General features: G+C 51.3%; 17 protein-coding genes, 7 tRNA genes, 2 rRNA genes and 2 pseudogenes (1 of these 28 only partly in view). 25 read left to right on the top strand and 3 right to left on the bottom strand.

Translation table 11 applies throughout. From position 1 onward, the window contains the following. From A0V43_RS16215 to A0V43_RS16325, 24 genes and pseudogenes are all read left to right on the top strand, one after another. Nucleotides 1–1,772: ribosomal RNA gene (locus A0V43_RS16215) — 23S ribosomal RNA — on the top strand; it begins 1,157 nt to the left of the window's first position. 231 nt (nucleotides 1,773–2,003) lie between these two features. After that, nucleotides 2,004–2,121: ribosomal RNA gene (rrf, locus tag A0V43_RS16220) — 5S ribosomal RNA — on the top strand. A 156-nt stretch (nucleotides 2,122–2,277) separates the two neighbouring features. Then, nucleotides 2,278–2,352: transfer RNA gene (locus A0V43_RS16225), tRNA-Asn, on the top strand. A 7-nt stretch (nucleotides 2,353–2,359) separates the two neighbouring features. Beyond that, nucleotides 2,360–2,435: transfer RNA gene (locus A0V43_RS16230), tRNA-Thr, on the top strand. Nucleotides 2,436–2,445: 10 nt separating this feature from the next. Next, nucleotides 2,446–2,517 (top strand) — tRNA-Glu (locus A0V43_RS16235). A 114-nt stretch (nucleotides 2,518–2,631) separates the two neighbouring features. Next, nucleotides 2,632–2,706 (top strand) — tRNA-Gln (locus A0V43_RS16240). A 425-nt stretch (nucleotides 2,707–3,131) separates the two neighbouring features. After that, a tRNA-Lys gene (locus A0V43_RS16245) sits at nucleotides 3,132–3,207 on the top strand. Between the two features lie 4 nt (nucleotides 3,208–3,211). Further along, nucleotides 3,212–3,283: transfer RNA gene (locus A0V43_RS16250), tRNA-Gly, on the top strand. A 6-nt stretch (nucleotides 3,284–3,289) separates the two neighbouring features. After that, nucleotides 3,290–3,362, top strand: a tRNA-Ala gene (locus A0V43_RS16255). Between the two features lie 148 nt (nucleotides 3,363–3,510). Beyond that, on the top strand, nucleotides 3,511–4,410 hold the full coding sequence (gene rocF, locus A0V43_RS16260; RefSeq protein ID WP_063193554.1) for an arginase: 900 nt from the start codon (nucleotides 3,511–3,513) through the stop codon (nucleotides 4,408–4,410). A 200-nt stretch (nucleotides 4,411–4,610) separates the two neighbouring features. Next, nucleotides 4,611–5,174, top strand: a complete 564-nt coding sequence (gene sigW / locus A0V43_RS16265; RefSeq protein ID WP_020279758.1) for an RNA polymerase sigma factor SigW — start codon at nucleotides 4,611–4,613, stop codon at nucleotides 5,172–5,174. A gap of 14 nt (nucleotides 5,175–5,188) precedes the next feature. Further along, nucleotides 5,189–5,799, top strand: a pseudogene (gene rsiW / locus A0V43_RS16270) (anti-sigma-W factor RsiW). Between the two features lie 72 nt (nucleotides 5,800–5,871). Next, nucleotides 5,872–6,692 (top strand): annotated as a pseudogene (gene cdaA / locus A0V43_RS19465) (diadenylate cyclase CdaA). Beyond that, nucleotides 6,685–7,923, top strand: a complete 1,239-nt coding sequence (locus A0V43_RS16275; protein WP_015373736.1) for a CdaR family protein — start codon at nucleotides 6,685–6,687, stop codon at nucleotides 7,921–7,923. The pseudogene cdaA and the gene A0V43_RS16275 overlap by 8 nt, the downstream one beginning before the upstream one ends. A gap of 27 nt (nucleotides 7,924–7,950) precedes the next feature. Then, the gene (glmM, locus tag A0V43_RS16280) at nucleotides 7,951–9,300 is read left to right on the top strand and encodes a phosphoglucosamine mutase (protein ID WP_020754911.1); all 1,350 of its coding nucleotides are present in this window, start codon (nucleotides 7,951–7,953) and stop codon (nucleotides 9,298–9,300) included. Nucleotides 9,301–9,834: 534 nt separating this feature from the next. After that, entirely contained in the window at nucleotides 9,835–11,637 is a 1,803-nt protein-coding gene (gene glmS, locus A0V43_RS16285; RefSeq protein WP_063193555.1) for a glutamine--fructose-6-phosphate transaminase (isomerizing), read from the top strand. A gap of 376 nt (nucleotides 11,638–12,013) precedes the next feature. Beyond that, entirely contained in the window at nucleotides 12,014–13,375 is a 1,362-nt protein-coding gene (locus A0V43_RS16290; RefSeq protein ID WP_063193556.1) for an IS4 family transposase, read from the top strand. 273 nt (nucleotides 13,376–13,648) lie between these two features. After that, on the top strand, nucleotides 13,649–14,170 hold the full coding sequence (locus tag A0V43_RS16295) for a hypothetical protein (protein ID WP_047817667.1): 522 nt from the start codon (nucleotides 13,649–13,651) through the stop codon (nucleotides 14,168–14,170). A gap of 79 nt (nucleotides 14,171–14,249) precedes the next feature. Continuing rightward, nucleotides 14,250–15,125: an ABC transporter permease subunit gene (locus A0V43_RS16300; RefSeq protein ID WP_063193557.1), complete on the top strand. Its 876-nt coding sequence runs from the start codon at nucleotides 14,250–14,252 to the stop codon at nucleotides 15,123–15,125. Nucleotides 15,126–15,129: 4 nt separating this feature from the next. After that, complete coding sequence (locus tag A0V43_RS16305) at nucleotides 15,130–16,143, top strand: ABC transporter permease (protein ID WP_063193558.1); 1,014 nt, start codon at nucleotides 15,130–15,132, stop codon at nucleotides 16,141–16,143. A 26-nt stretch (nucleotides 16,144–16,169) separates the two neighbouring features. Further along, nucleotides 16,170–16,775 carry a kinase gene (locus tag A0V43_RS16310; RefSeq protein ID WP_236930846.1) on the top strand — a complete coding sequence of 202 codons (606 nt, stop codon included), beginning with the start codon at nucleotides 16,170–16,172 and terminating at the stop codon, nucleotides 16,773–16,775. A gap of 520 nt (nucleotides 16,776–17,295) precedes the next feature. Further along, nucleotides 17,296–17,775, top strand: coding sequence for a DUF2975 domain-containing protein (locus tag A0V43_RS16315; RefSeq protein WP_020754679.1), 480 nt, complete (start codon nucleotides 17,296–17,298; stop codon nucleotides 17,773–17,775). A gap of 10 nt (nucleotides 17,776–17,785) precedes the next feature. Then, the gene (locus A0V43_RS16320) at nucleotides 17,786–18,010 is read left to right on the top strand and encodes a helix-turn-helix domain-containing protein (RefSeq protein ID WP_013144000.1); all 225 of its coding nucleotides are present in this window, start codon (nucleotides 17,786–17,788) and stop codon (nucleotides 18,008–18,010) included. A gap of 16 nt (nucleotides 18,011–18,026) precedes the next feature. Further along, complete coding sequence (locus A0V43_RS16325) at nucleotides 18,027–18,893, top strand: DUF817 domain-containing protein (protein WP_206501567.1); 867 nt, start codon at nucleotides 18,027–18,029, stop codon at nucleotides 18,891–18,893. A 107-nt stretch (nucleotides 18,894–19,000) separates the two neighbouring features. Here the strand turns inward: A0V43_RS16325 and A0V43_RS16330 are convergent, their stop codons facing one another. Genes A0V43_RS16330 through A0V43_RS16340 form a run of 3 tightly spaced genes read right to left on the bottom strand, consistent with a single transcriptional unit; the run spans nucleotide 19,001 to nucleotide 21,723 of the window. Then, complete coding sequence (locus A0V43_RS16330) at nucleotides 19,001–19,489, bottom strand: DinB family protein (RefSeq protein WP_063193559.1); 489 nt, start codon at nucleotides 19,487–19,489, stop codon at nucleotides 19,001–19,003. Nucleotides 19,490–19,526: 37 nt separating this feature from the next. Continuing rightward, nucleotides 19,527–20,297 carry a TatD family hydrolase gene (locus tag A0V43_RS16335; protein WP_063193560.1) on the bottom strand — a complete coding sequence of 257 codons (771 nt, stop codon included), beginning with the start codon at nucleotides 20,295–20,297 and terminating at the stop codon, nucleotides 19,527–19,529. Nucleotides 20,298–20,346: 49 nt separating this feature from the next. Further along, nucleotides 20,347–21,723, bottom strand: coding sequence for a sigma-54 interaction domain-containing protein (locus A0V43_RS16340; protein WP_063193893.1), 1,377 nt, complete (start codon nucleotides 21,721–21,723; stop codon nucleotides 20,347–20,349). A gap of 234 nt (nucleotides 21,724–21,957) precedes the next feature. Here A0V43_RS16340 and A0V43_RS16345 point away from each other — a divergent pair, with 234 nt between their 5' ends. Beyond that, entirely contained in the window at nucleotides 21,958–23,370 is a 1,413-nt protein-coding gene (locus A0V43_RS16345) for an amino acid permease (protein ID WP_063193561.1), read from the top strand. Nucleotides 23,371–23,377 lie beyond the last annotated feature (7 nt).

The following is a 23,377-nucleotide window of genomic DNA, read 5'->3' on the forward strand; positions in this document are numbered from 1 at the left end:
CGAGTGACTCTGCGCCGAAAATGTACCGGGGCTAAACGTGCCGCCGAAGCTGCGGGATGACCGTTGGTCATCGGTAGGGGAGCGTTCTAAGGGCAGAGAAGCCAGACCGGAAGGACTGGTGGAGCGCTTAGAAGTGAGAATGCCGGTATGAGTAGCGAAAACAGAGGTGAGAATCCTCTGCGCCGAAAGCCTAAGGGTTCCTGAGGAAGGTTCGTCCGCTCAGGGTTAGTCGGGACCTAAGCCGAGGCCGAAAGGCGTAGGTGATGGACAACAGGTTGAGATTCCTGTACCACCTTCTTCCCGTTTGAGCGATGGGGGGACGCAGGAGGATAGGGTGAGCAGGCGGCTGGAAGAGCCTGTCCAAGCCGTGAGGCTGATCTGCAGGCAAATCCGCGGATCATAAGGCCAAGCGGTGACGGCGACGGAGTGATCCGGAAGTCCCCGATTTCACACTGCCAAGAAAAGCCTCTAGCGAGGGAAGAGGTGCCCGTACCGCAAACCGACACAGGTAGGCGAGGAGAGAATCCTAAGGCGCGCGGGAGAACTCTCGTTAAGGAACTCGGCAAAATGACCCCGTAACTTCGGGAGAAGGGGTGCTCTTTGGGGTGAAGAGCCCTGAAGAGCCGCAGTGAAAAGGCCCAAGCGACTGTTTATCAAAAACACAGGTCTCTGCGAAGCCGAAAGGCGACGTATAGGGGCTGACACCTGCCCGGTGCTGGAAGGTTAAGGGGAGCGCTTAGCGGAAGCGAAGGTGCGAACCGAAGCCCCAGTAAACGGCGGCCGTAACTATAACGGTCCTAAGGTAGCGAAATTCCTTGTCGGGTAAGTTCCGACCCGCACGAAAGGTGTAACGACTTGGGCGCTGTCTCAACGAGAGACCCGGTGAAATTATACTACCTGTGAAGATGCAGGTTACCCGCGACAGGACGGAAAGACCCCGTGGAGCTTTACTGCAGCCTGATATGGAATTTTGGTATCGCTTGTACAGGATAGGTGGGAGCCTGGGAAGCCGGAGCGCCAGCTTCGGTGGAGGCGGCGGTGGGATACCACCCTGGCGGTATTGAAATTCTAACCCGCACCCCTTAGCGGGGTGGGAGACAGTGTCAGGTGGGCAGTTTGACTGGGGCGGTCGCCTCCCAAAAGGTAACGGAGGCGCCCAAAGGTTCCCTCAGAATGGTTGGAAATCATTCGGAGAGTGCAAAGGCACAAGGGAGCTTGACTGCGAGACGGACAGGTCGAGCAGGGACGAAAGTCGGGCTTAGTGATCCGGTGGTTCCGCATGGAAGGGCCATCGCTCAACGGATAAAAGCTACCCCGGGGATAACAGGCTGATCTCCCCCAAGAGTCCACATCGACGGGGAGGTTTGGCACCTCGATGTCGGCTCATCGCATCCTGGGGCTGTAGTCGGTCCCAAGGGTTGGGCTGTTCGCCCATTAAAGCGGTACGCGAGCTGGGTTCAGAACGTCGTGAGACAGTTCGGTCCCTATCCGTCGCGGGCGGAGGAAATTTGAGAGGAGCTGTCCTTAGTACGAGAGGACCGGGATGGACGCACCGCTGGTGTACCAGTTGTCCCGCCAGGGGCACCGCTGGGTAGCTATGTGCGGACGGGATAAGCGCTGAAAGCATCTAAGCGTGAAGCCCCCTCAAGATGAGATTTCCCACCGCGTTAGGCGGGTAAGATCCCTCGAAGATGACGAGGTCGATAGGTCCGAGGTGGAAGCGTGGCGACACGTGGAGCTGACGGATACTAATCGATCGAGGGCTTAACCTAGTGAGAAAAGTGAAAGCGCCGCGATTAGCTCTCGAAGCCAAATGTTCTTCACCCGCAGGGGTGCTTGCACCCCGAGGGGGAAGGTTATTTGGCAGAAGAGAGCTAGGCGCTGGAACTGGACAAAGAAAAGCGCAGGCGAGCGGCTTCTTCCAACGGTTATCTAGTTTTGAGGGAATGAAAAAGTCTTGACAACAGGTCAACTTTCCTTATAATAAGACTTGTCCATTGTTGCCTAGTGGCTATGGCGGAGGGGGAAACACCCGTTCCCATCCCGAACACGGAAGTTAAGCCCTCCAGCGCCGATGGTAGTTGGGGCCAGCGCCCCTGCAAGAGTAGGTCGCTGCTAGGCAATGTTTCATTATTCTGCAATAGTTCAGCGACGAGCTTCACATCTTCGAATTCGCTACGAGTTGCCTCGACGCATCTCGCTCCCTTGAATTAGCTGGCAGAGGAAGAGGCAACGAGCACATTGGGAAGATGTGCATGACATATAGTTATTCATCATTCCGCAATAGCTCAGCGGTAGAGCAACCGGCTGTTAACCGGTAGGTCGTAGGTTCGAATCCTACTTGCGGAGCCATTCTTACGCTTCCATAGCTCAGTAGGTAGAGCACTTCCATGGTAAGGAAGAGGTCACCGGTTCGAGCCCGGTTGGAAGCTCCATTTATTTTCCGGCCCGTTGGTCAAGTGGTTAAGACACCGCCCTTTCACGGCGGTAACACGGGTTCGAATCCCGTACGGGTCACTCCATTTCGGCCAGTCGTCCTTTCAAGGGTGATTGGCCGAAATGAAAAGTGTATACTTCCCTGATTGCTGAGATATAATAGCAATTGAATACAGCGTTTCTTTCTCATCGCGTTGGGCTATAGCCAAGCGGTAAGGCAACGGACTTTGACTCCGTGATGCGCTGGTTCGAATCCAGCTAGCCCAGCCATTATTTTTTTGTACATAAAAATGGTCATGAGCCATTAGCTCAGTGACGAGCGTTACATCGTCGAATAGGCATCGAGTTGCCCCGACGCATCTGCTTCCTTGAACAGGCTGGCAGAGGAAGGGGCAGCATACTTAGAGTCTTATCCTAACTATGAGCCATTAGCTCAGTAACGAGCGCTACATCTTCGAGTTTGCTTCGAGTTGCCTCGACGCACTTGGCATCTTTGAATCGGCTGGGAGAGGAAGAGGCAGGTAGAGCTAGGTAGTACCTAGAGTGTATACTCAACCATGAGCCATTAGCTCAGTAGGTAGAGCAACGAGCTTTGCATCATCGAGTTCGCTGCGAGTTGTCCCGACGCATCTTGCTTCCTTGAATATGCTTGTAGAGGAAGGGACATCACTATCCTAGAGTGTTATCCAACTCATGAGCCATTAGCTCAGTAGGTAGAGCATCTGACTTTTAATCAGAGGGTCGGAGGTTCGAGTCCTCCATGGCTCACCATAGCGCGGAAGTAGTTCAGTGGTAGAACACCACCTTGCCAAGGTGGGGGTCGCGGGTTCGAGTCCCGTCTTCCGCTTGGGGCGGGGCCTTAGCTCAGCTGGGAGAGCGCCTGCTTTGCACGCAGGAGGTCATCGGTTCGATCCCGATAGGCTCCATCAAGAGCAGACTGCTTGACAACCAAAAGCAGCCTGCTCTTTTTTGTTATATCGGTATAAATATTCAAAATTTTGTCAAGTTGAGTCATCCCCTTTCTTTCCTCTACAATAAAGACGTAACAGGAACCGGAAAGGAGTGGGAGACAGCATGAAGTCAATTTCAATTATCGGGGTTCCGATGGATTTAGGGCAGACACGCCGCGGCGTTGATATGGGGCCGAGCGCAATGCGTTATGCAGGCGTCATCGAACGTCTGGAACGTCTTCATTACGATATTGAAGATTTGGGAGATATTCCGATTGGAAAAGCAGAGCGGTTGCACGAGCAAGGAGATTCACGGTTGCGCAATTTGAAAGCGGTTGCGGAGGCGAATGAGAAACTCGCGGCGGCGGTTGACCAAGTCGTTCAGCGGGGGCGCTTCCCACTTGTGCTGGGCGGCGACCATAGCATCGCCATTGGCACGCTCGCCGGGGTGGCGAAACATTATGAGCGGCTTGGAGTGATCTGGTATGACGCGCACGGCGACGTCAACACCGCGGAAACGTCGCCGTCTGGAAACATTCATGGCATGCCGCTGGCGGCGAGCCTCGGGTTTGGCCATCCGGCGCTGACGCAAATCGGCGGATACAGCCCCAAAATCAAGCCGGAACATGTCGTGTTGATCGGCGTCCGTTCCCTTGATGAAGGGGAGAAGAAGTTTATTCGCGAAAAAGGAATCAAAATTTACACGATGCATGAGGTTGATCGGCTCGGAATGACAAGGGTGATGGAAGAAACGATCGCCTATTTAAAAGAACGAACGGATGGCGTTCATTTGTCGCTTGACTTGGATGGCCTTGACCCAAGCGACGCACCGGGAGTCGGAACGCCTGTCATTGGAGGATTGACATACCGCGAAAGCCATTTGGCGATGGAGATGCTGGCCGAGGCACAAATCATCACTTCAGCGGAATTTGTCGAAGTGAACCCGATCTTGGATGAGCGGAACAAAACAGCATCAGTGGCTGTAGCGCTGATGGGGTCGTTGTTTGGTGAAAAACTCATTTAATGCATGTGGGCAAAGAGGGTTGGTTGCGGGATTCACGGATATGATGATGATTTGTTCCCGCTGTTTGTGAAAGAGGGGCTGCCATTTGTTTGGCGTCCCCTCTTTTTCAGTTGTATGATACAATAAATATGTTGCATGAAACTTTTCTTGATCGAGCGCCGTAATATACGGTAAGCCGTGAGGCGGGGGTATTGTATTTTATGGATCTATTTATTAAAAAGAGAATTAAGGCGATCCAAAAAGGGGATCAAAACGCATACGCGGATCTTGTCGATTTGTATAAGGACAAGATTTACCGTCTTTGCTATCGAATGTTGGGCAATCGGCATGAGGCGGAAGATGCGGCGCAGGAGGCGTTCATCCGCGCCTACATCCATATTGATACGTACAATCCTGAAATGAAGTTTTCCACTTGGCTGTACCGAATCGCGACGAACTTGACGATCGATAAATTGCGGAAACGGAAGCCGGACGTGTATTTAGATGAAGAGGTCGGAGGCACGGACGGGTTGACGATGCAGGCTCAGCTTCCTTCCCGCGAAACATCCCCGGAGGAGGCAGTGGAAAGCCTGGAGCTGCAAGAGACGGTGCAGCGAGCGATTGAGCAGTTGCCAGAAAAGTATCGAAGCGTGATCGTGTTGAAATATATGGAAGATTTGTCGTTGCAAGAAATCAGCGAGATTTTAGGGTTGCCGGTCGGCACGGTGAAAACGCGGCTGCATCGCGGCCGCGAAGCGTTGCGCAGGCAATTGGGTCATTTATAAGAGGGTGGGAGACTATGGAATGTCCGAAAGAAATCGTGTTGCTCATGCACAGCTATTTTGATGGAGATCTCCAGCCAGAAGGAGAGCAGCAGCTGAAAGAACATTTGCGTTCGTGCGCTGCGTGCGCTGCCCATTTTCACGAGCTGAAAAAGACGGTTGCGTTCCTCCAATATGCCGCCCACGTTGCGGCGCCGCCGTCGTTTGCAGCCAAGGTTATGGAGGCGATGCCGAAAGAGAGAAAGACCGCGCGGCTGCGCCGTTTTCTGCATCATCATCCGCTGCTTACGGCTGCCTCGTTGTTTTTCGCGCTTACTTTCGGCAGCTTAGCCTCTTCATGGGGGAAAGAGGCGCGTTTTCCGTCTCAGCTGATGAACATGTCATCATCCGCGATCATACTGTCATCGTGCCGAAAGGAGAAACGGTCAAAGGAGATATTGTCGTCCGCAATGGCTCGATTCGGATTGAAGGAACGGTTGATGGGGACGTGACTGTGATCCATGGAAAGAAATATATGGCGTCCGCCGGGCAAGTGACAGGGGAAGTGGAGGAAATTAATCAAGTGTTTGAATGGATTTGGTATAATATTAAAGAAAGGTTCAATCGTGCGCTCCAATCGATTGAATGATGGCAGCCATCGTTCGATGGCTTTTTCCGTGGCCATCAACAGATTGGAATTAGAGATAAAGGAAGTGTGAAGATGTCCTTCGAAGAGCTCCCCATCGTGTCATATTTGTTAAAAGTGGTTGATATCCTTGTCGTTTGGTATGTGATTTACAAGTTGATCATGATGATTCGCGGGACGAAGGCCATTCAGTTGTTAAAAGGCATTTTTTTAATTATTTTGGTTCGTTTCGTGAGCAATTACCTCGGATTGACGACGTTGCAATGGCTGATGGATCAGGCGATCATTTGGGGATTTCTCGCGATCATCATCATTTTTCAACCAGAATTGCGGCGCGCCCTTGAGCAGCTCGGCCGCGGACGGCTGTTCACCCGCAATACGGTCAATGAAGAGGAAGAGCGGATGCGAATGGTGGAAGCCATTGTCAAAGCGACCGAGTATATGGCGAAGCGACGCATCGGCGCGCTGATTTCCATTGAGAGGGAAACCGGAATGAACGATTATGTCGAAACCGGCATTATGTTAAACGCTCATGTATCGCCGGAACTGCTCATTAATATTTTCATTCCGAACACGCCGCTTCATGATGGGGCGGTCATTATTCAAAAAAACCAAATCGCTGCGGCGGCCTGTTATTTGCCATTATCGGAAAGTCCGTTTATTTCGAAAGAGCTCGGAACACGCCATCGGGCGGCGCTCGGCATCAGCGAAGTGACGGACAGCGTCACCGTCGTCGTGTCGGAAGAGACGGGAGCAGTATCGTTGACGAAAAACGGCGAGCTGTACCGCGATTTAACGATCGATGAGTTTCGGGAGCTGTTAACGGGGAACTTGCTCCTGCGACGAAGGCGCCTGCTTCTTCCCGTTGGCAGTGGAGGGGGAAGAAACATGGATAAGTTGATGGACCATCCTTGGTTTATTCGCGTTGTCTCCTTATTGCTGGCGATTATGCTGTATATGTCGGCCAATGTCGGGGCGAAAACTGGTGAGACGCGCAACACGTTTGGCCAGGAAGATACGGAAACGTTGGTCGATATTCCGGTGGTCGCTTACTATGATGAAAACAACTTGGTCGTATCTGGCGTCCCGAAATACGTGAACGTTACGCTCCAAGGACCCGCCAGCATTGTCAAGCCGACGGCTCTACAACGAAATTTCGAGGTGTATGTCGATTTAACGGAATTGCCATTAGGGACATACACGGTGCCGATCAAATACAGGGACATCTCCGACAAGTTGAAAGTGACGATTCAGCCTTCCTCGGCCAAAGTGACGATTCGTGAAAAAGTGTCGAAACAGTTTCCGGTCGGTGTTGAATTTTTCAATCGAAACAAAATGCCGGATGGCTATTCCGTTGGAGAACCGACGGTGAAACCAGATGCCGTGACGATTACCGGGGCGAAGGAACGAATCGACGAGATTGCCTTTGTCAAAGCCATCGTCGACTTAGATGGGGCGACGGAAACGCTGACGAGAGAAGCGCGCGTTCGAGTGTACGATCGACGGGGAAATGAGTTGGATATTGAGCCAGAGCCATCGTCGGTGGAAGTAACCGTGCCGGTGAAAAGCCCGAGCAAGACGGTGCCGGTTCAAGTGCAGACAACCGGAGAGCTGCCGGATGGTGTGCATCTTGTCAGCGTCACGCCGGAGCCGGATCGGGTGACGATTTATGGACCGAAGGAAGTGTTGAATCATATTGACAAGCTGGAAGGATTGACCGTTGATTTGGACGACATTACTGATGATGCGACGGTAGAGCTCGACGTTCCGCTTCCCGATGGCGCCAAAAGCGTCAACCCAGACAAAATCAAGGTGCATATTGATGTGGAAAAAGACGTCACGCAAACGTGGAAAGACGTGCCGATCGCTGTCGTCGGCTTGCCGGATTCATACAAAGCTGAATTTGTCAAACCGCTTGAAGGCAAAATTACGGTCCGCCTTGTCGGTCCGCCCGATGTCGTCCGCGGGTTGACAAAAGACGATATTCGTTTGTATGTCGATGTCGGTGGACTTGACACCGGCGAACATCAAGTTCCCATTCAATGGAACCACCCTGAACAAGTCCAATGGCAGCCGTCGGTGGAAACGGCGATGGTCCAGATTAGCGAAAAAGCGGCTGCACAATAAACTGCATAGTAAGGAGAGAGTGAACGAATGGGCAAATATTTTGGCACTGATGGTGTACGAGGAGTCGCAAATCGTGAATTGACGCCAGAGTTGGCGTTTCAAATCGGCCGCTGCGGCGGATACGTGCTGACCAAAAGCGCTGAGCGCCCGAAAGTACTGATCGGGCGCGACACCCGCATTTCCGGCCATATGTTGGAAGGGGCCCTTGTCGCGGGGCTTTTGTCGATCGGGGCGGAAGTGATGCGCCTTGGCGTCATTTCCACGCCAGGTGTCGCCTATTTGACGAAGGCGCTTGGAGCGCAGGCCGGCATCATGATTTCTGCCTCCCACAACCCGGTGCAAGATAACGGCATTAAATTTTTCGGCCCGGACGGGTTCAAGCTGTCGGATGAGCAGGAAGCCGAGATAGAAGCGCTCATCGACAGCGCGGAGGATATGCTGCCGCGGCCGATCGGGGCTGGACTTGGACAAGTCAACGACTATTTTGAAGGCGGGCAAAAATACTTGCAGTATTTAAAACAAACGATCGATGAAGAAGACTTTTCCGGGATGAAAATTGCTCTCGACTGCGCGCACGGGGCGACGTCATCGCTGGCGACCTACCTATTTGCCGATTTGGATGCGGATGTCGTGACGATGGGGGCGTCGCCCAATGGGCTCAACATTAACGAAGGGGTCGGTTCCACCCATCCGGAAGCGTTAGCGGCGTTTGTCAAAGAAAAAGGAGCTGATGTCGGGCTCGCCTTTGACGGGGACGGCGACCGTCTCATCGCTGTCGATGAGAACGGCAACATCGTCGATGGCGACCAGATTATGTACATTTGCGCCAAATATTTAAAAGAAACCGGCCGCCTCAAGCACCAAACCGTCGTCTCGACCGTCATGAGCAACCTTGGGTTTTACAAGGCGCTGGAGGCTCAAGGGATTAAAAGTGTGCAAACAGCAGTCGGCGACCGCTATGTCGTCGAAGAAATGAAGAAGAACGGCTATAATCTCGGCGGCGAGCAGTCCGGACATATCATCTTCCTCGACTACAACACGACGGGGGACGGAATGTTGACGGCGCTCCAGCTTGTCAACATCATGAAAATCAAAGGCAAGCCGCTTTCCGAATTGGCGGGGGAAATGAAAAAATACCCGCAGCTGCTTGTGAACGTCCGGGTGGCCGATAAGGAAAAAGCAATGGAAAACGAACAAGTGAAAAACGTGATCCAGGAAGTGGAGGCAGAGATGAACGGCAACGGCCGCGTTCTTGTCCGCCCATCGGGGACTGAGCCGCTTGTGCGCATTATGGCGGAGGCCCAAACCGAGGAAGCGTGCCGCGCCTACGTTGAGCGGATCGCGGATGTTGTCCGCCGTGAAATGGGAGCGGAATAACCGATTGCTTGGACAACCACCCTATGCATAGACGGAACGTTCCCTTTCGTTTATGCATAGGGTATTTATATAAATAGTTGACGCCGCTGGGAATGTCCTGTAATATTAACGTTGTTGCCTTTTTCTTGAAAGGAGGCGATGGAAGGGCGAAGAGCGGAACATGGTAAAGTGATGGCTTGTCGCAACCGTAGGCATGGCCAACAAAGCAACAAGGTGATTGGTTGTTGCATCGGTTTTAACGATCACAAAGCGCCTGGACTAAGCGTTGGACGGAAGAACGCTTAGTTGACGAGGAGGAGGTTTATCGAGGTTTTCGGCGGATGCCTCCCGGCTGGAGCGATGACAGCCGCAAGTCCTCTCTTAAAACAAAGGGGTGACCCTTTGCACAAAGGGGAGGATGTCATCGCGCGAATATAGACAGGGAGTCTGCCGCCCGTGGATCGGCGAGACCCCGAACATGTTCTTTGACAACTGAACAGGAAAGACGGTTCTCGTTAGCGGCAGCCTCCAAGATGAAAAGGAGGAACATTTGCCATGTGCGGCATTGTTGGCTATATCGGTTATCAAGATGTGAAGGAAATTTTATTGCGCGGATTGGAAAAACTCGAGTATCGCGGCTACGATTCAGCGGGGATCGCCGTATTGAACGAAAGCGGCGTGCATGTGTTTAAGGAAAAAGGACGGATCGCCGATTTGCGCCGCATCGTCGACCCGAACGTCAACGCGACGGTCGGCATTGGCCATACACGCTGGGCGACGCACGGGGCGCCAAGCCGATTGAACGCCCACCCGCATCAAAGCGCTTCCGGCCGTTTTACGCTCGTGCATAACGGTGTCATTGAAAACTATGAAATGGTCAAGCGCGACTACTTGGCCGATGTCACATTCCAAAGCGATACGGACACGGAAGTGATCGTCCAGCTCGTGGAGAAGTTCGTCAACGACGGACTGGCAACGAAAGAGGCGTTCCGAAAAACGCTCTCGCTGCTAAAAGGATCGTACGCCATCGCCATGATCGATGCACAAGACGAAAACACGATCTATGCGGCGAAAAACAAAAGCCCGCTTCTTGTCGGATTGGGCGATGGGTTTAACGTCGTGGCGAGCGATGCGATGGCGATGCTCCAAGTGACGAATCGATTCGTCGAACTGATGGATGGGGAGCTCGTCATCGTCACGAGCGAGAACGTCACGATTCAAACGCTAAACGGTGAAACAGTCGAACGGAAGCCGTTTACGGCCGAACTCGATGCGAGCGACATTGAAAAAGGGACGTATCCGCATTATATGCTGAAAGAAATTGATGAGCAGCCGTTCGTCATCCGCCGCATCATTCAAAAATACCAAGACGAAAACGGCGGATTGACGATCGACCAAGCGATCATCAACGAAGTGCTGAACGCCGACCGCCTGTACATTGTCGCGTGCGGAACGAGCTACCACGCAGGTCTCGTCGGCAAGCAGTTGATCGAATCGTGGGCGAAAATTCCGGTGGAAGTGCATATTGCCAGCGAATTTTCGTACAACATGCCGCTGTTGTCGGAAAAGCCGCTCTTCATCTTTATCTCGCAAAGCGGCGAAACGGCCGACAGCCGCGCCGTGCTCGTGCAAACGAACAAACTCGGCCATAAAGCGATTACGATCACGAACGTCCCAGGTTCGACGCTGTCGCGGGAAGCCGATTATACGCTTCTGTTGCACGCCGGCCCGGAAATCGCCGTTGCCTCGACAAAGGCATATACGGCGCAAATTGCTGTGCTTGCGATTTTGGCCGCCGCGGCGGCGAAAGCGAAAGGCTTTGAGCTGGACTTTGACTTGACGAAAGAGCTCGCCATCGTCGCCAATGTGATGGAAATGCTGTGTGATGCGAAAGAAGAAATGGAGAAAATCGCAAGCGACTACTTGACGCTGACGCGCAACTGCTTCTTCATCGGCCGCGCCGTTGACTACTATGTCTGCCTAGAAGGCGCGCTGAAACTGAAGGAGATCTCTTACATCCAAGCGGAAGGGTTCGCCGGCGGCGAGCTGAAACACGGCACGATCGCCTTGATTGAGGACGGCACGCCGGTGATTGCCCTCGCCACCCAAGAGCACGTCAACTTAAGCATTCGCGGCAACGTAAAAGAAGTCGTCGCCCGCGGCGCGAACCCGTGCGTCATCTCGATGCGCGGCCTGGAAGGCGACGGCGACCGCTTCATCATCCCGGCTGTCCATCCGGATCTTACGCCGCTTGTGTCCGTCGTGCCGTTGCAGCTGATCGCATACTATGCCGCCTTGCACCGCGGCTGCGACGTCGACAAACCGCGCAACTTGGCGAAGAGCGTGACGGTGGAGTGAGCGGTTCGTTGGTCGGAAAGGCTGTTGTTCGTGAAAAATAAAGTTGTATACTGAACAAAGCGGGGGTGTCCCAAAAGGATCGGGACACCCTCTTTCGTTTCTATATATACACACCGACCGCTTCTTCCGCACTATATTTTGTGTCTATCCTGAAAATACCCGAATGCCAAAATGTGCAAGGTTGTAGAATTCAACATAGAGGCATTTTCATCCTTCTGATGGTGACAAAATGTTTTGTCATGGGAGTCTATCCTGAAGACAGACAGCCTTTTGGGTCAGCCCCCATAGCCATCAAGTTAAGAAAACAGGAATAAATATATGCCTGATTTGGCCATCCTTTTGAAGACCTCATAATGTCTTAGAAAGGGTGGTTTTTTTGAAGACGTCCTTATCTCTCCAAGAAGAATGGCATTGTTTTTTAGACGGATTAAGAAGCGTGTTATCGTGCGAAGAACTTGAACATATGGCCCGAGATCATCAATTTATTCAACGAAAGGGGAAATTACGCGCCCATGATTTCGTGGCACTTTGCACATTTCTCCAGGAAGGAGGCGGTCAAAAATCATTGGTGCAGCTTTGCAGTGCTCTAGCTCTCAAGCAAAACACCTCTCTGAGTGCGGAAGGGCTCAATCAACGGTTTAATGAAAAAGCGGTGAGTTTCCTCAAAGCGGTGTTTGAAAAACTGCTCATTCATCAGACTCAGGAAGCCCGTCACTTATGTCAAAGACATTCGCTGTTTCGCCGGATTCGCATTCTCGATTCCACGTCGTTTCAATTGCCTCCTGAAATCCGGGGGATTTACGAGGGATGTACGGGGCCTGGGGTGAAAATTCAGCTAGAATATGAATGGCTAGAAGGGAAGTTTCTCCATGTGGACGTCGAAGATGCCCGTCATCACGACGCCGCCTACGGAGCGTCCCTTCTATCGAGCATCCAAGAGGGAGACCTTTGTTTGAAAGACTTAGGCTATTTTTCGCTTGAGGGATTGCAAGCCATTCATGACGCCGGAGCCTTTTATATTTCACGGCTCAAACACAATGTAGGGATTTACCAAAAAGAAGGGGACCGATTTCGAAAATGGGAACCAGAGGATTTCCTTGCGGTGCTACAACCCGGAGAAACCATGGAACTGGAACATGCGTATGTCAGTGGAAAGAAAGTTCATCAACCGCGGCTCATTGTGTATCGGCTGACAGAAGAACAGGAGCGACAGAAAGAAGGACAATGGAAACAGAAGGCGAAACGAAAAGGGGCCGCGTACGTGACGCGACGCCCCCACCCAATATATGTATATATCACCAATATTCCAGCGATTTATACCTCTTTGCACGAAATTCATACGCTGTATTCTCTTCGCTGGCAAATTGAAGTGGTATTTAAGACATGGAAATCCCTGTTTCACATTCATCGATTCAAACCGATGAAAGGGGCTCGCTTTCAGTGCCACCTGTATGGAACGTTGATTGCCTTATTGATCAGCTCCACTGTCATGTTTAAAATGCGGGAATGGCTCTATCGAAAACAGAAAAAGGAATTGAGCGAATATAAGGCGATGAGTATGATCAAGGAGTTCGGCATGGATTTCTTTCAAGCCTTATGGTGTTCTGAGGCGTTAGTTGTCCAACTCCTTTTAAAACTGTGTGACATCATCGCTCAACACGGAAAAAAATCAAGGCGTTATACAAAAAAGAGCGCTTTAGACATTATCGAGAGTTTGGTAATCATGCCGGTGTCGTAAGAAATTCCCGCCTCATACCATGAAAAAAACCTTCTATAGGGAAGGTGTATTTGGCATGCCTATCTTTATATATTCTCACGGTCACAGCCTCCAAAGATGAAAAGTGAAGCCTTGGAGCTACTCGCTCCAAGGCTTCACTTGATGGCTATGGGGTCAGCCCCTTTTATTGTTTTTTCACTCACATTTCGCACCCTTCCGACGAAAATCGGGAGGATTTTTTGTTCCGATATCGAATGAATCCTTGACACACAAGGAACGTAAAGGAGGGTTTTTATGAAGGATATCCGAATGACGGTGGTCCTTACGTTGTTGTTGCTATTGGTGCTAGTTGGCTGTGCCAAACCGAAAGTGGAGCAAACGGTAAAATTAGGTGGTGCGGTCAAAACGATCGGTGACCTAGTGGTGCTAAACGGAAACAGCAATTTGCCAAAAGGCGCCGTCGTGCAAATTGTGATGAAAGAAATCGAGGGGGGCAAACAGGTACTCGAGGAAAAAGTAAACGTTGGGGAAGACGGAAGTTATTCATGGAGCGCGAAAAGACCGGAGCGAGCTAAGGAATATGAGCTGGATGTGATGTTTTTGCCAGAATTGCAGCCGAAGCACGTAAAAGAGAAGTATGGCGAAAAGGGAGAGCTTATCAAAAAAGACTCGTCGGGCAGGGTAGAATATCAAACAGACGGACAAACCTATGTAGGAATTAAAATGTATGACCGCATCTTGAAAATAGGCGATGGAATGGGAGGACAGCAATCCATGTTAGCAGAAACATTGCCTCCACCGCCACCATCTTATTAACATGCAAGCACTGGCAGCTTACAGATGAAAGGAACATGTAGCAATCGTTTGCCTGTGCTCTGAGGGAGGGATCGGCCTTATGAAGAAATGGAAGCTCGCCTTGACGGTGCTGGCGGATTTGTTGCTTACCATTTTCACGATTATGGCGATTATCGCGTTTGCGCAAAGCTATTCCTTGTTCCCGAGCCCGCAAATGATCACGGTATTTTGGCAGCAATTTCAGCAGCTGTTTTGGAGCTTTTTTTCTATTCGTGATATAACGGTTTCGCTCTCGCAATGGCACAATGCTCCCCTGCTCTCAACGATGATGGAGCCGTATGCCTATTCCCTTGTTATTTTATGGGGGGCGCTGGCTGTTTCCTTCCTTATAGCCGTTACGGGAGCCTACATCTGCTTTTTGCTTCCGCGTCCGCTGCAAAAAATGGTTAAAGGAATCGCGTTTTTTCTTGAGTCGATCCCCGATGTTATTTTTATTTTTTCTACGCAACTGTTTGTCATCTGGGTGTTTAAAAAGACAGATTTGCTTATTGTCAATCCTGTTGCCGGTTTTGACAATGTATACGTGCTGCCGATTGTCATGATTTCCATTTTGCCTTCCATTCTGCTGTTCCAAATGACATTTCTTGCGTTTACGGAGGAAAAAGACAAGCCATACGTCGAATATGCGCTAGCGAAAGGATTGTCAAAAACGGCAGTGCTATGGCGCCATATGTTCCGCAACGCGCTGATCACCGTGTTTTCTAACGTCCAATATTTGTTTTGGTTTATGCTGTCGAACTTGTTAGTGGCGGAATATTTGTTTAATATGCACGGATTGTTCCGGTTTTTGTATGAGCAGCTCCATACGCCGGAAGTAGTGGCTATCGGTCTTGCCATGCTGTTTTTGCCGTTTTACATCATTGATGTGGCCGGGAAACGAGTGATTGCTTATTTGACGGGAATCGAGAGGGGGTAGCGTGATGCGCGCATTCCGTAACGTTTATTTTACGACAGGGTTTATCATCGCGGCCGGTCTATTGCTGGCCAGTTTTTTCTATTCTTATTGGCTGAAAGACATCATTCCACAGCCGCCGAAGCAGATCTACAATGAGGCTGGGCGGCTCGTTGACGTTCCTCCGTACCCGCCGAGCTGGGCCCATCCGTTTGGCGTCGATCGCCAAGGCGAAGATGTGTTTTGGAAAGTCATCGATGGGGCGAAATATACGATTTTCACCGCATTGGCGGTCAGTTTGCTGCGGCTGGCGTTCGGAACGGTCGGCGGAATCATGTATGCTTTTTATTTACAGAAATTTCGGTTTATTGCCGAGTCCATCGTCCGCGCCTTTCGGTTTGTGCCGGCGATCTTTTTAACGATGCTCTTTTTTGCTTTCATTCCATTGGAGGAGCAAGGAGCTGGAATGGGAGTGTTGATCAAACAACTATTGGTGCTTGCGGCTGTTGCGCTTCCGCCGTTAATGCTGGTCATCGGCAATGATATCGCTGTCTTTTTGCAAAATGAATTTGTCGTTTCTTCCCGGCTGATGGGAGCTGATAACGTTTGGCTCATCCGCAAGCACGTTCTCCCGTATATGCGGCCGCGGCTGTTTTTGCTGTTTACCCAGCAGACGGTGCAGTCGCTCTTGCTGCTTGTGCATCTCGGGGCGTTTCAAATATTGCTAGGAGGCGTAAAAGTTATACATGATTCCGATGGATTGGGCCCTCCGGAGAAGGTGGCGCTCTCCCTTTCGAACGAATGGTCCGGCTTGATCGGTCTTTCCTATCGGGAAATGATGCTTGACCAATGGATTGTTGTCGGGCCTTGTGTTGCTTTTATCGTTGCCATTTTTGCCTTTAAATTAATGGGAAAAGGGTTAGAGCAAGTGATCGCTGGAAAAGGAAAACGGAAGCAGCGGAAAAAACAGCGGAGTTCATCGGGAAAAACCGCTTCTTTTCCGCCGCAGCAGGGCGATTTTGAATTGGTCCTTTATAGATAGGCTATCCGAAAAATACATTAGGGGGGATGGAGTTGCGTGATCGCATCGACTTCTTATGCAAGACCATTTTGGCGGCCAAAACAGCGGGCCGATTGGTCCTTGGGATTGATGGACTAAGCCGATCGGGCAAAACGACATTCGCCAATCAGCTGAGTCAAACGTTGCGGGAGCAAGGCGTCTCGGTGTGCGTTTTTCACATGGATGATCATATTGTCGAGCGAGCCAAACGTTATCATACGGGAAACGAGGAATGGTTTGAATATTATTATTTACAGTGGGATGTGGAGTGGCTAACGCATCAGTTGTTCCGTCAACTCAAAGCATCCCACCAGTTGACCCTGCCGTTTTATGATCATGAGACCGATACGCACTCCAAGCGAACGGTTTACCTCTCTGATTCGGACATGATCATGATTGAAGGTGTCTTTCTGCAAAGGAAAGAATGGAGGCCATTTTTTGATTTCGTCGTCTATTTGGATTGTCCGCGGGAGATTCGCTTTGCCCGTGAAAACGATCAAGTGAAACAAAACATCCAAAAGTTCATCAACCGGTATTGGAAAGCAGAAGACTATTATTTGGAAACCGAAGAGCCGATTAAACGGGCGGATGTTGTTTTCGATATGACCTCATGATCGGGAATCTTTGGTAGGGTTTGTTCCTTTGCGAGGATGACGATGTTGGAAAAGAAAACATCGAATCGATCATCGATAATTTCATACAATTTGTTGAATAATCAACGAATTGTCTTGATCTAACCATTGAAAGTGCCCTCTTTCTTTTATAATGATAGACAGGTGTTGATGAAATTTATGGATTGAAGGAGGGTATCCTATTATGATTTCCGCGAAAGCACGGGCTGTCGATGAAAAACGAGTAATTGGGGGGAGTGCGGTTAAATAGCAGAATCAGGCCTGACGGGCCGAACGGCGGCTTTTTCCGGGATGGAAAGCGAATCGATTGGTAATGGGCGGCGTGGAAGTGAATACGGTGTGCCTGTTGTCTCAATAGGTATGGTCGGGCGTTCCCATGTGGGGACGCCTTTTCTTTTTGTTGTTTTGCAGAAAAAATTTAATTTAAATCAACAATTATTTATTGATAAACGATAAGACATTCATTACAATAAAGTCGAAAACGAGTCAGTGAGGTGTTTCGATGAAACGGGAAACGTTGTTTTTGAAGGCGTCTTTAGTGTTGATCGGCCTTCCGGTTTTGGCATTGTGCGTATTTTTGGTGCCTGCGCTTGCGAAGGTGGCTGCCAAGCTCGTGCCGACATTCCCTTCGATCAAGTATTTTGTTTATGTTGTGTTTGAGGCGTCCGCGCTGCCGTTCTACTTCGCTTTGTATCAGGCGTTCCGGTTGTTAGTGTATATTGACCGAAACGACGCGTTTTCCGAGGCGTCGGTGAAAGCGTTAAAGACGATCAAACATTGCGCCGTCGCCATCAGCGGGCTGCATTTGCTTGTCTTGCCGCTGTTTTACTTGTTCGCCGAGAAAGACGACGCTCCGGGTGTCATTTTCGTCGGTCTGATTGTGCCGTTTGCGTCGCTTGTCATCGCTGTGTTCGCCGCGGTTTTGCAAAAGCTGCTGCAGCAGGCGATTGAAATCAAACAAGAAAATGAGTTGACCATTTGAGGTGGATGACATGCCGATTATCGTGAATCTTGATGTCATGTTGGCGAAGCGGAAGATGAGCGTCACCGAGCTGTCGGAGAGAGTCGGGATCACGATGGCGAATTTGTCGATCTTGAAAAACGGGAAGGCGAAGGCGATCCGTTTCTCGACGCTCGAAGCCATTTGCAAGGCGCTCGATTGCCAGCCCGGGGACATTTTGGAGTATCGAAGTGATGAAGGGGAGTCAAATCCGTGAGTAGGGAGGAGACGGCTTGAAAGGGGAAAAACACGAGGCAGCGGTGAACGAATACCCACTGCTTTGCCTCATGATCGTCCGGGGGCGCCAGTTTGGCAGAACATCGCGGCTCATCAAAGCGTTTGTGCAGCTTGTTCGCTTCGGTTGGGCGCAGGCGCAATCTTGCGTGTTTCCAGTGGTCATTTTTGCCTCATTGGCGCTGACGAAGATCGCGCCGCTTCCGCTATTGCCGCGGTATGATTGGCTGCTTGTTATTTGCCTGCTCATGCAATGGTGGATGGTGCGGTCAGGGATGGAAACGCGGGATGAACTCAAAGTGATCACCTTGTTCCACGTCATTGGACTTGCGCTCGAGCTGTTTAAAGTGCGTATGGGTTCGTGGTCGTATCCGGAAGAGGGGTATACGAAAATCTTTGGCGTGCCCTTGTACAGCGGTTTTATGTATGCGAGCGTCGCCAGCTATCTTTGCCAGGCGTGGCGAAGGCTGAAGGTGGAGTTGGTGCAATGGCCGCCGTTTTGGATGGTCGTTCCTCTCGCTTCGGCGATTTACTTGAATTTTTTCACCCACCATTATTGGGTGGACGTTCGTTGGTGGCTCTCAAGCCTCGTCATGCTTGTCTTTTGGCGGTCATGGGTGACGTATGAGGTCGGGGGAGTCCGCTACCGGATGCCGCTTGTTTTGTCGTTTTTGCTGATCGGGTTTTTCATCTGGATCGCGGAAAACATCGCCACCTTTTTTGGCGCTTGGCAATATCCAAACCAGGCGAAGGCGTGGAGCCTTGTTCATCTTGGGAAGGTGAGTTCATGGTGTTTGCTCGTTATTGTCAGTTTTCTCATCGTGGCGACGTTAAAGCAGGTGAAGGGGAGATCTCATCTTGGATGAATAAACGGTTTTGCGGCAAGCGGGGGCGAGCAACCTGTCGCAAGCCGAGCAGCAATGGGAATGGGCCCGTTGCTGCTCGGCTGTTTCTTTGATGAGCCGCCCGCTCCTCACGGAAGCTGTGCCTTGATTTCTTCAATTTGCGCGAGGTGGCGCTGTTCATGATAGCCGACAAATTCCACCCATTGCTTCAAATTCAGTGGCCCAAAAATGGGATGCGGGAACGATTTGGCTTCCAAGTCAGCCGGATTGGCTTGCTCCGTGATTTGGCGCAACCGCTGCCGCGATTGATGCAATTTTTCTTCCAGTTCGTGTCGAGTGAAAAAGCGGTTGTCCGGGCGGGCGAAATCAGGCGCCTCCACTTTTTTGGAACGGTCAACGGTCAAGTGGATCGGTTTCTCCTCAACCGGCTGGCTCTCGCCATGCTTTAATGTATGGGCGATCATAGCTGCGATCGATGTTTCAATTAAGTACAGGTGTTCGAGCACTTGGGCGATCGTCCAACTCCCTTTCGCCGCCCGGGTGTTCAGCTGTTCGTCCGACAGCCCGGAAACGCTTTTGATCAGCTGTTGGCGCACTTGCTCATGATGATCCATCATTTCCCCTCATTTCGGTATGGATTTGGAATTGGTTTCATCATACTACACGGTCGGCCGCACCGTAAAGCTGTTTCGTGTTCGCAGTGATGACGGCTTTGACTTGTTCGATATCTCGGCCATAGTGTGCCGCCACGGCTCGCGCGGAGTCCAACAGCCATAACGGGGTCGTCAGTTTTCCGGCAAACGGGCCTGCAAACGGCCATGGGCCATCCGTTTCAAGGAGCAGCTGCTCGATGGGAACGAGGGATAACAGCTGCTTGTCGCGCTCGCGGTAGCACACTTCCGGCGTGACGGAGATGTAGTAGCCGCATTGGACGATTTGTTTGACCACGGCAGGCTCGGCCTTCAGCCAGTGGAAATGGGCTTGTCGGACGCCAGCTTGCTGCAAGATGGCCAAGGCGGTTTCGGCGCGGTCGTAGACGGCGTGAAGAACGAGCGGCAAGGAGGCATCCGCGGCGATGGCCGCGATTTCGGTTAATCGTTCTTGATACGCGGGCAGCTTGGCGCATGCTTCCGCTGAATAGTATGGCAGCCCGACTTCGCCGATGGCGGCGAGCAGCGGCCGCTCTTGCTTGACAAGCTCTGTCCATTCGTTCCAATCACTTTCGCTTGGCAGCGGTTGCTCTGGATGAAAACCGATGGCGGCGTAGATGAAGGAAGGGAATCGCTGTTTCAACTCGAGCGTTCGGTGGCTTGAGCGCAAATCGGTGGAGACGGCGACGACGCCGATGATGCCCGCTTCTTGCCAACGGTTGATTTGTTCATCGATGTCCGTGTACTGGTCGAGATGAAGATGAGCGTCGATCATCCACAGCGACCTCCCCTGTCCTTTTGGCCGTACGATCGCCAACTGCAGCTTATCCCCATTCCTTATCAATCTGGTACTTGCGGATGCGGTATTGCAAGTTTTGTCGGCTCAAACCAAGCGCTTTGGCCGTTTTTGTGATGTTGAAGCCGTGATGCTGCAGCGCCTTGCGGATGTAGTAAATTTCGACTTCTTCCATGTATTTGTCAAGAGGCAAAATGTCTTCCGTATCAAATAAAAAGTCCGTTTTCGTTTCGTCGGGCGCCAGCTTGGCTCGAAAAGGGGCAGGCAGATGGGCGAGGGTGATGGTTTGTTCTTGTTCCATCGTCGCCATCGTTTCCAACATGACGGCCTCAAGCTCGCGCACGTTGCCGGGCCAGCTGTAAGCAAGAAACGCCTCTTGCACGTCATCGCCGAGTCCTTCGACATGTAGGCCATAGCGCTCGTTGCCTTGACGGATGAAATGGATAGCGAGCGGCAAAATGTCCTCTTTCCGTTCGCGCAACGGCGGCAGGACGATGCAGTGGACGGCAATTTGGTAGTAAAGCGATTTGAGCAATTCCCCGTTTTGGACCGCGTCAATCGGGTCGCCGCTTGTCGAGGCGATAAGGCGAACGTCCGCACGAACCGGTTTTTGGCCATGGGCGCGGACAAACTGTTTTTCTTGCAGGAAACGGGCAAGTTTTTGTTGAAGCGGCAGGCTTAACGAGTCAATATCGTCAAGCAGGACGGTGCCGCCGTCCGCTTGTTCAAACAAGCCGGGCTGGATCTCGCCGTCTTCTTCGCTGCCAAACAGCATCGTTTCCATCCAATCGTCCGGAAGCGACAAACACGTTTGCGCAAAAAACGGCTTCGCTCGCCGTTCGCTTTCATGGTGAATGCAGGAAGCGAGCAAGTCTTTTCCTGTCCCTTTCTCCCCAATGAGCAGCACGGACGCTTCGGAGCGGGCGGCATGACGAGCAAGGCGGATGGCCTTTTGCATGGCTTCGCTTTGGCCGATGACGTCGGCAAACGTGCGACCGGCTTCACCGCGTTGGTGGTGCTCTTGGATCAGCTTGCGGAATTTGGTGATGTCTTTGGCGATTTCCACGGCGCCGATGATGCGCCCGTCTTTTTGCAGCGGGTGTGTTTGATTGACCGTTGTCACGGCTTGTCCTTTGTTATTGAAATACGTTTGCTGCTTGTTCAGAATGCTTTCACCGGTGCGCAGCGCTTCAAGCAATGTGCTCGGCTGCTCCGGGTTGAAGCGGAAGACGTCCAAAATGTTTTTATCGAGTACGTCCTCGATGTTCATACCCTCTATGTCCCGCATTTTCCGGTTGTAAATGACGGTTTTCCCATGTTGATCGACGGCATGGACGCCAAGGTCGATCAGTTCGAGAATTTGCTCATACATCGATAAAAGCGTTTCCATATTATCCCGGTTCACGATCAGCACCTCTCTTTTTTGTATTATAGCATAAGGTGGATGGGAGACAGGAAGGGAAAGAAAGGTGTGAAAAAATTTTTTGCTAAATATATTGAAAATAGAAAAAAACAACTTCATAATAAAGTTGTGATACACGAAAAATTGAAAAATAATTTTGCATAAAAGGGGGTTCTGTTTGTTTGATAAAAATGTAAGCGGTTGCGAAATCGATCATAGAGAGGGGAGAGTTTTCGGATGCAACCCGTGCAAGAACTGAAACGAGAGCTAAAAAGCAGGCATTTATTTATGATCGCGCTAGGTGGAGTGATCGGCACCGGTTTGTTTTTAGGATCGGGTTATACGATTCATGAGGCGGGGCCAGGCGGGGCCGTCGTTGCGTATCTTTTTGGCGGATTGGTCATGTATTTGACCATGCTTTCGTTGGGAGAATTGGCCGTGAGGATTCCTGATGCCGGGTCGTATCAGACGTATGCGACAAAATTCATCTCGCCGGCAGTGGGGTATTGCATCGGTTGGCTGTCATGGCTGAACTGGTCGGTGACGGTCGGCATCGAGCTTCTCACCGTCAGCATCCTCATGAAACGATGGTTTCCCGATGTGCCGACATGGGTGTTTTGCGCCGTCTTCGCTTTGCTCTTGTTTTTGATCAATGCGTTGTCTGTCAAAGGATTTGGCGAGGTGGAGTTTTGGTTTTCGAGCATCAAGGTGCTGACGGTGATCGCGTTTATTGTTCTTGGTCTGGCGGCGATGTTTGGCGTCATCCAGATGAAAAATGGGCAGCCCGCTCCGTTTTTCTCGAATTTTACTGATCATGGCGGATTGTTTCCAAACGGGTTTTGGGCGATTTTTACGACGATGATCCTGGTGAACTTTTCGTTCCAAGGGACGGAATTGGTCGGCGTGGCGGCAGGGGAAAGCCGCGAGCCGGAAAAAACAGTGCCGGTTGCGTTGCGCAACACCGTATGGCGCATTTTGATCTTCTTTATTTTGGCCATTTTTGTGCTGGCTGGCTTGTTTCCGTGGGAGAAAGCCGGCGTTGTGGAAAGCCCGTTTGTTGAGGTGTTTGACAACATTGGCATTCCGTATGCAGCCGATATCATGAATTTTGTCATCATTACGGCGGTGCTGTCGGTGGCCAACTCGGGCTTATATGCGACATCGCGCGTCCTCTGGTCGATGTCGCGCCAAGGCATGGTCAGTCCGTTTTTCAGCAAGCTATCGAAACGCGGCGTGCCCATCAATGCGCTTATTGCCAGCATTGCCATCGGCTGCTTGTCTCTGTTGTGCAGCGTGTATGCGGAAGATACGGTGTACGTCTGGCTGACGGCGATCGCCGGTTTTGGCGCCGTCACGGTGTGGGCTTCCATCGCGCTGTCAAGCTATTTCGGCCGGAAAGCGTTTTTGCGCGAAGGCGGCGATGTGCGCGATCTGAAATACCGGACGCCGTTGTATCCGTTCGTGCCGCTGGCCGCGTTTGCGCTGAATATGGCGACGATCATCGGACTGGCGTTTATTCCAGATCAACGGATCGCTCTTTACTGCGGCATTCCGTTTTTGCTCGCTTGCTACGGGTACTACCACCTTGTGGCGAAAAAACGGGTTCAGCCCCTAGCCGCAGAAAAAGGGGAGCTCAAGGCCGTCAAGTAAAAACCAT

The sequence above is a fragment of the Geobacillus sp. JS12 genome, from assembly GCF_001592395.1.
Classification (GTDB): Bacteria; Bacillota; Bacilli; order Bacillales; family Anoxybacillaceae; genus Geobacillus; species Geobacillus zalihae.

Excerpts from the sequence above, each read along its gene's own strand:
- rocF (WP_063193554.1), top strand. The coding sequence starts at position 3,511 with ATGAAGTCAATTTCAATTATCGGGGTTCCGATGGATTTAGGGCAGACA.
- sigW (WP_020279758.1), top strand. The coding sequence starts at position 4,611 with ATGGATCTATTTATTAAAAAGAGAATTAAGGCGATCCAAAAAGGGGAT.
- A0V43_RS16275 (WP_015373736.1), top strand. The coding sequence starts at position 6,685 with ATGGATAAGTTGATGGACCATCCTTGGTTTATTCGCGTTGTCTCCTTA.
- glmM (WP_020754911.1), top strand. The coding sequence starts at position 7,951 with ATGGGCAAATATTTTGGCACTGATGGTGTACGAGGAGTCGCAAATCGT.
- glmS (WP_063193555.1), top strand. The coding sequence starts at position 9,835 with ATGTGCGGCATTGTTGGCTATATCGGTTATCAAGATGTGAAGGAAATT.
- A0V43_RS16295 (WP_047817667.1), top strand. The coding sequence starts at position 13,649 with ATGAAGGATATCCGAATGACGGTGGTCCTTACGTTGTTGTTGCTATTG.
- A0V43_RS16300 (WP_063193557.1), top strand. The coding sequence starts at position 14,250 with ATGAAGAAATGGAAGCTCGCCTTGACGGTGCTGGCGGATTTGTTGCTT.
- A0V43_RS16305 (WP_063193558.1), top strand. The coding sequence starts at position 15,130 with ATGCGCGCATTCCGTAACGTTTATTTTACGACAGGGTTTATCATCGCG.
- A0V43_RS16310 (WP_236930846.1), top strand. The coding sequence starts at position 16,170 with ATGGAGTTGCGTGATCGCATCGACTTCTTATGCAAGACCATTTTGGCG.
- A0V43_RS16315 (WP_020754679.1), top strand. The coding sequence starts at position 17,296 with ATGAAACGGGAAACGTTGTTTTTGAAGGCGTCTTTAGTGTTGATCGGC.
- A0V43_RS16320 (WP_013144000.1), top strand. The coding sequence starts at position 17,786 with ATGCCGATTATCGTGAATCTTGATGTCATGTTGGCGAAGCGGAAGATG.
- A0V43_RS16330 (WP_063193559.1), bottom strand. The coding sequence starts at position 19,489 with ATGATGGATCATCATGAGCAAGTGCGCCAACAGCTGATCAAAAGCGTT.
- A0V43_RS16335 (WP_063193560.1), bottom strand. The coding sequence starts at position 20,297 with ATGATCGACGCTCATCTTCATCTCGACCAGTACACGGACATCGATGAA.
- A0V43_RS16345 (WP_063193561.1), top strand. The coding sequence starts at position 21,958 with ATGCAACCCGTGCAAGAACTGAAACGAGAGCTAAAAAGCAGGCATTTA.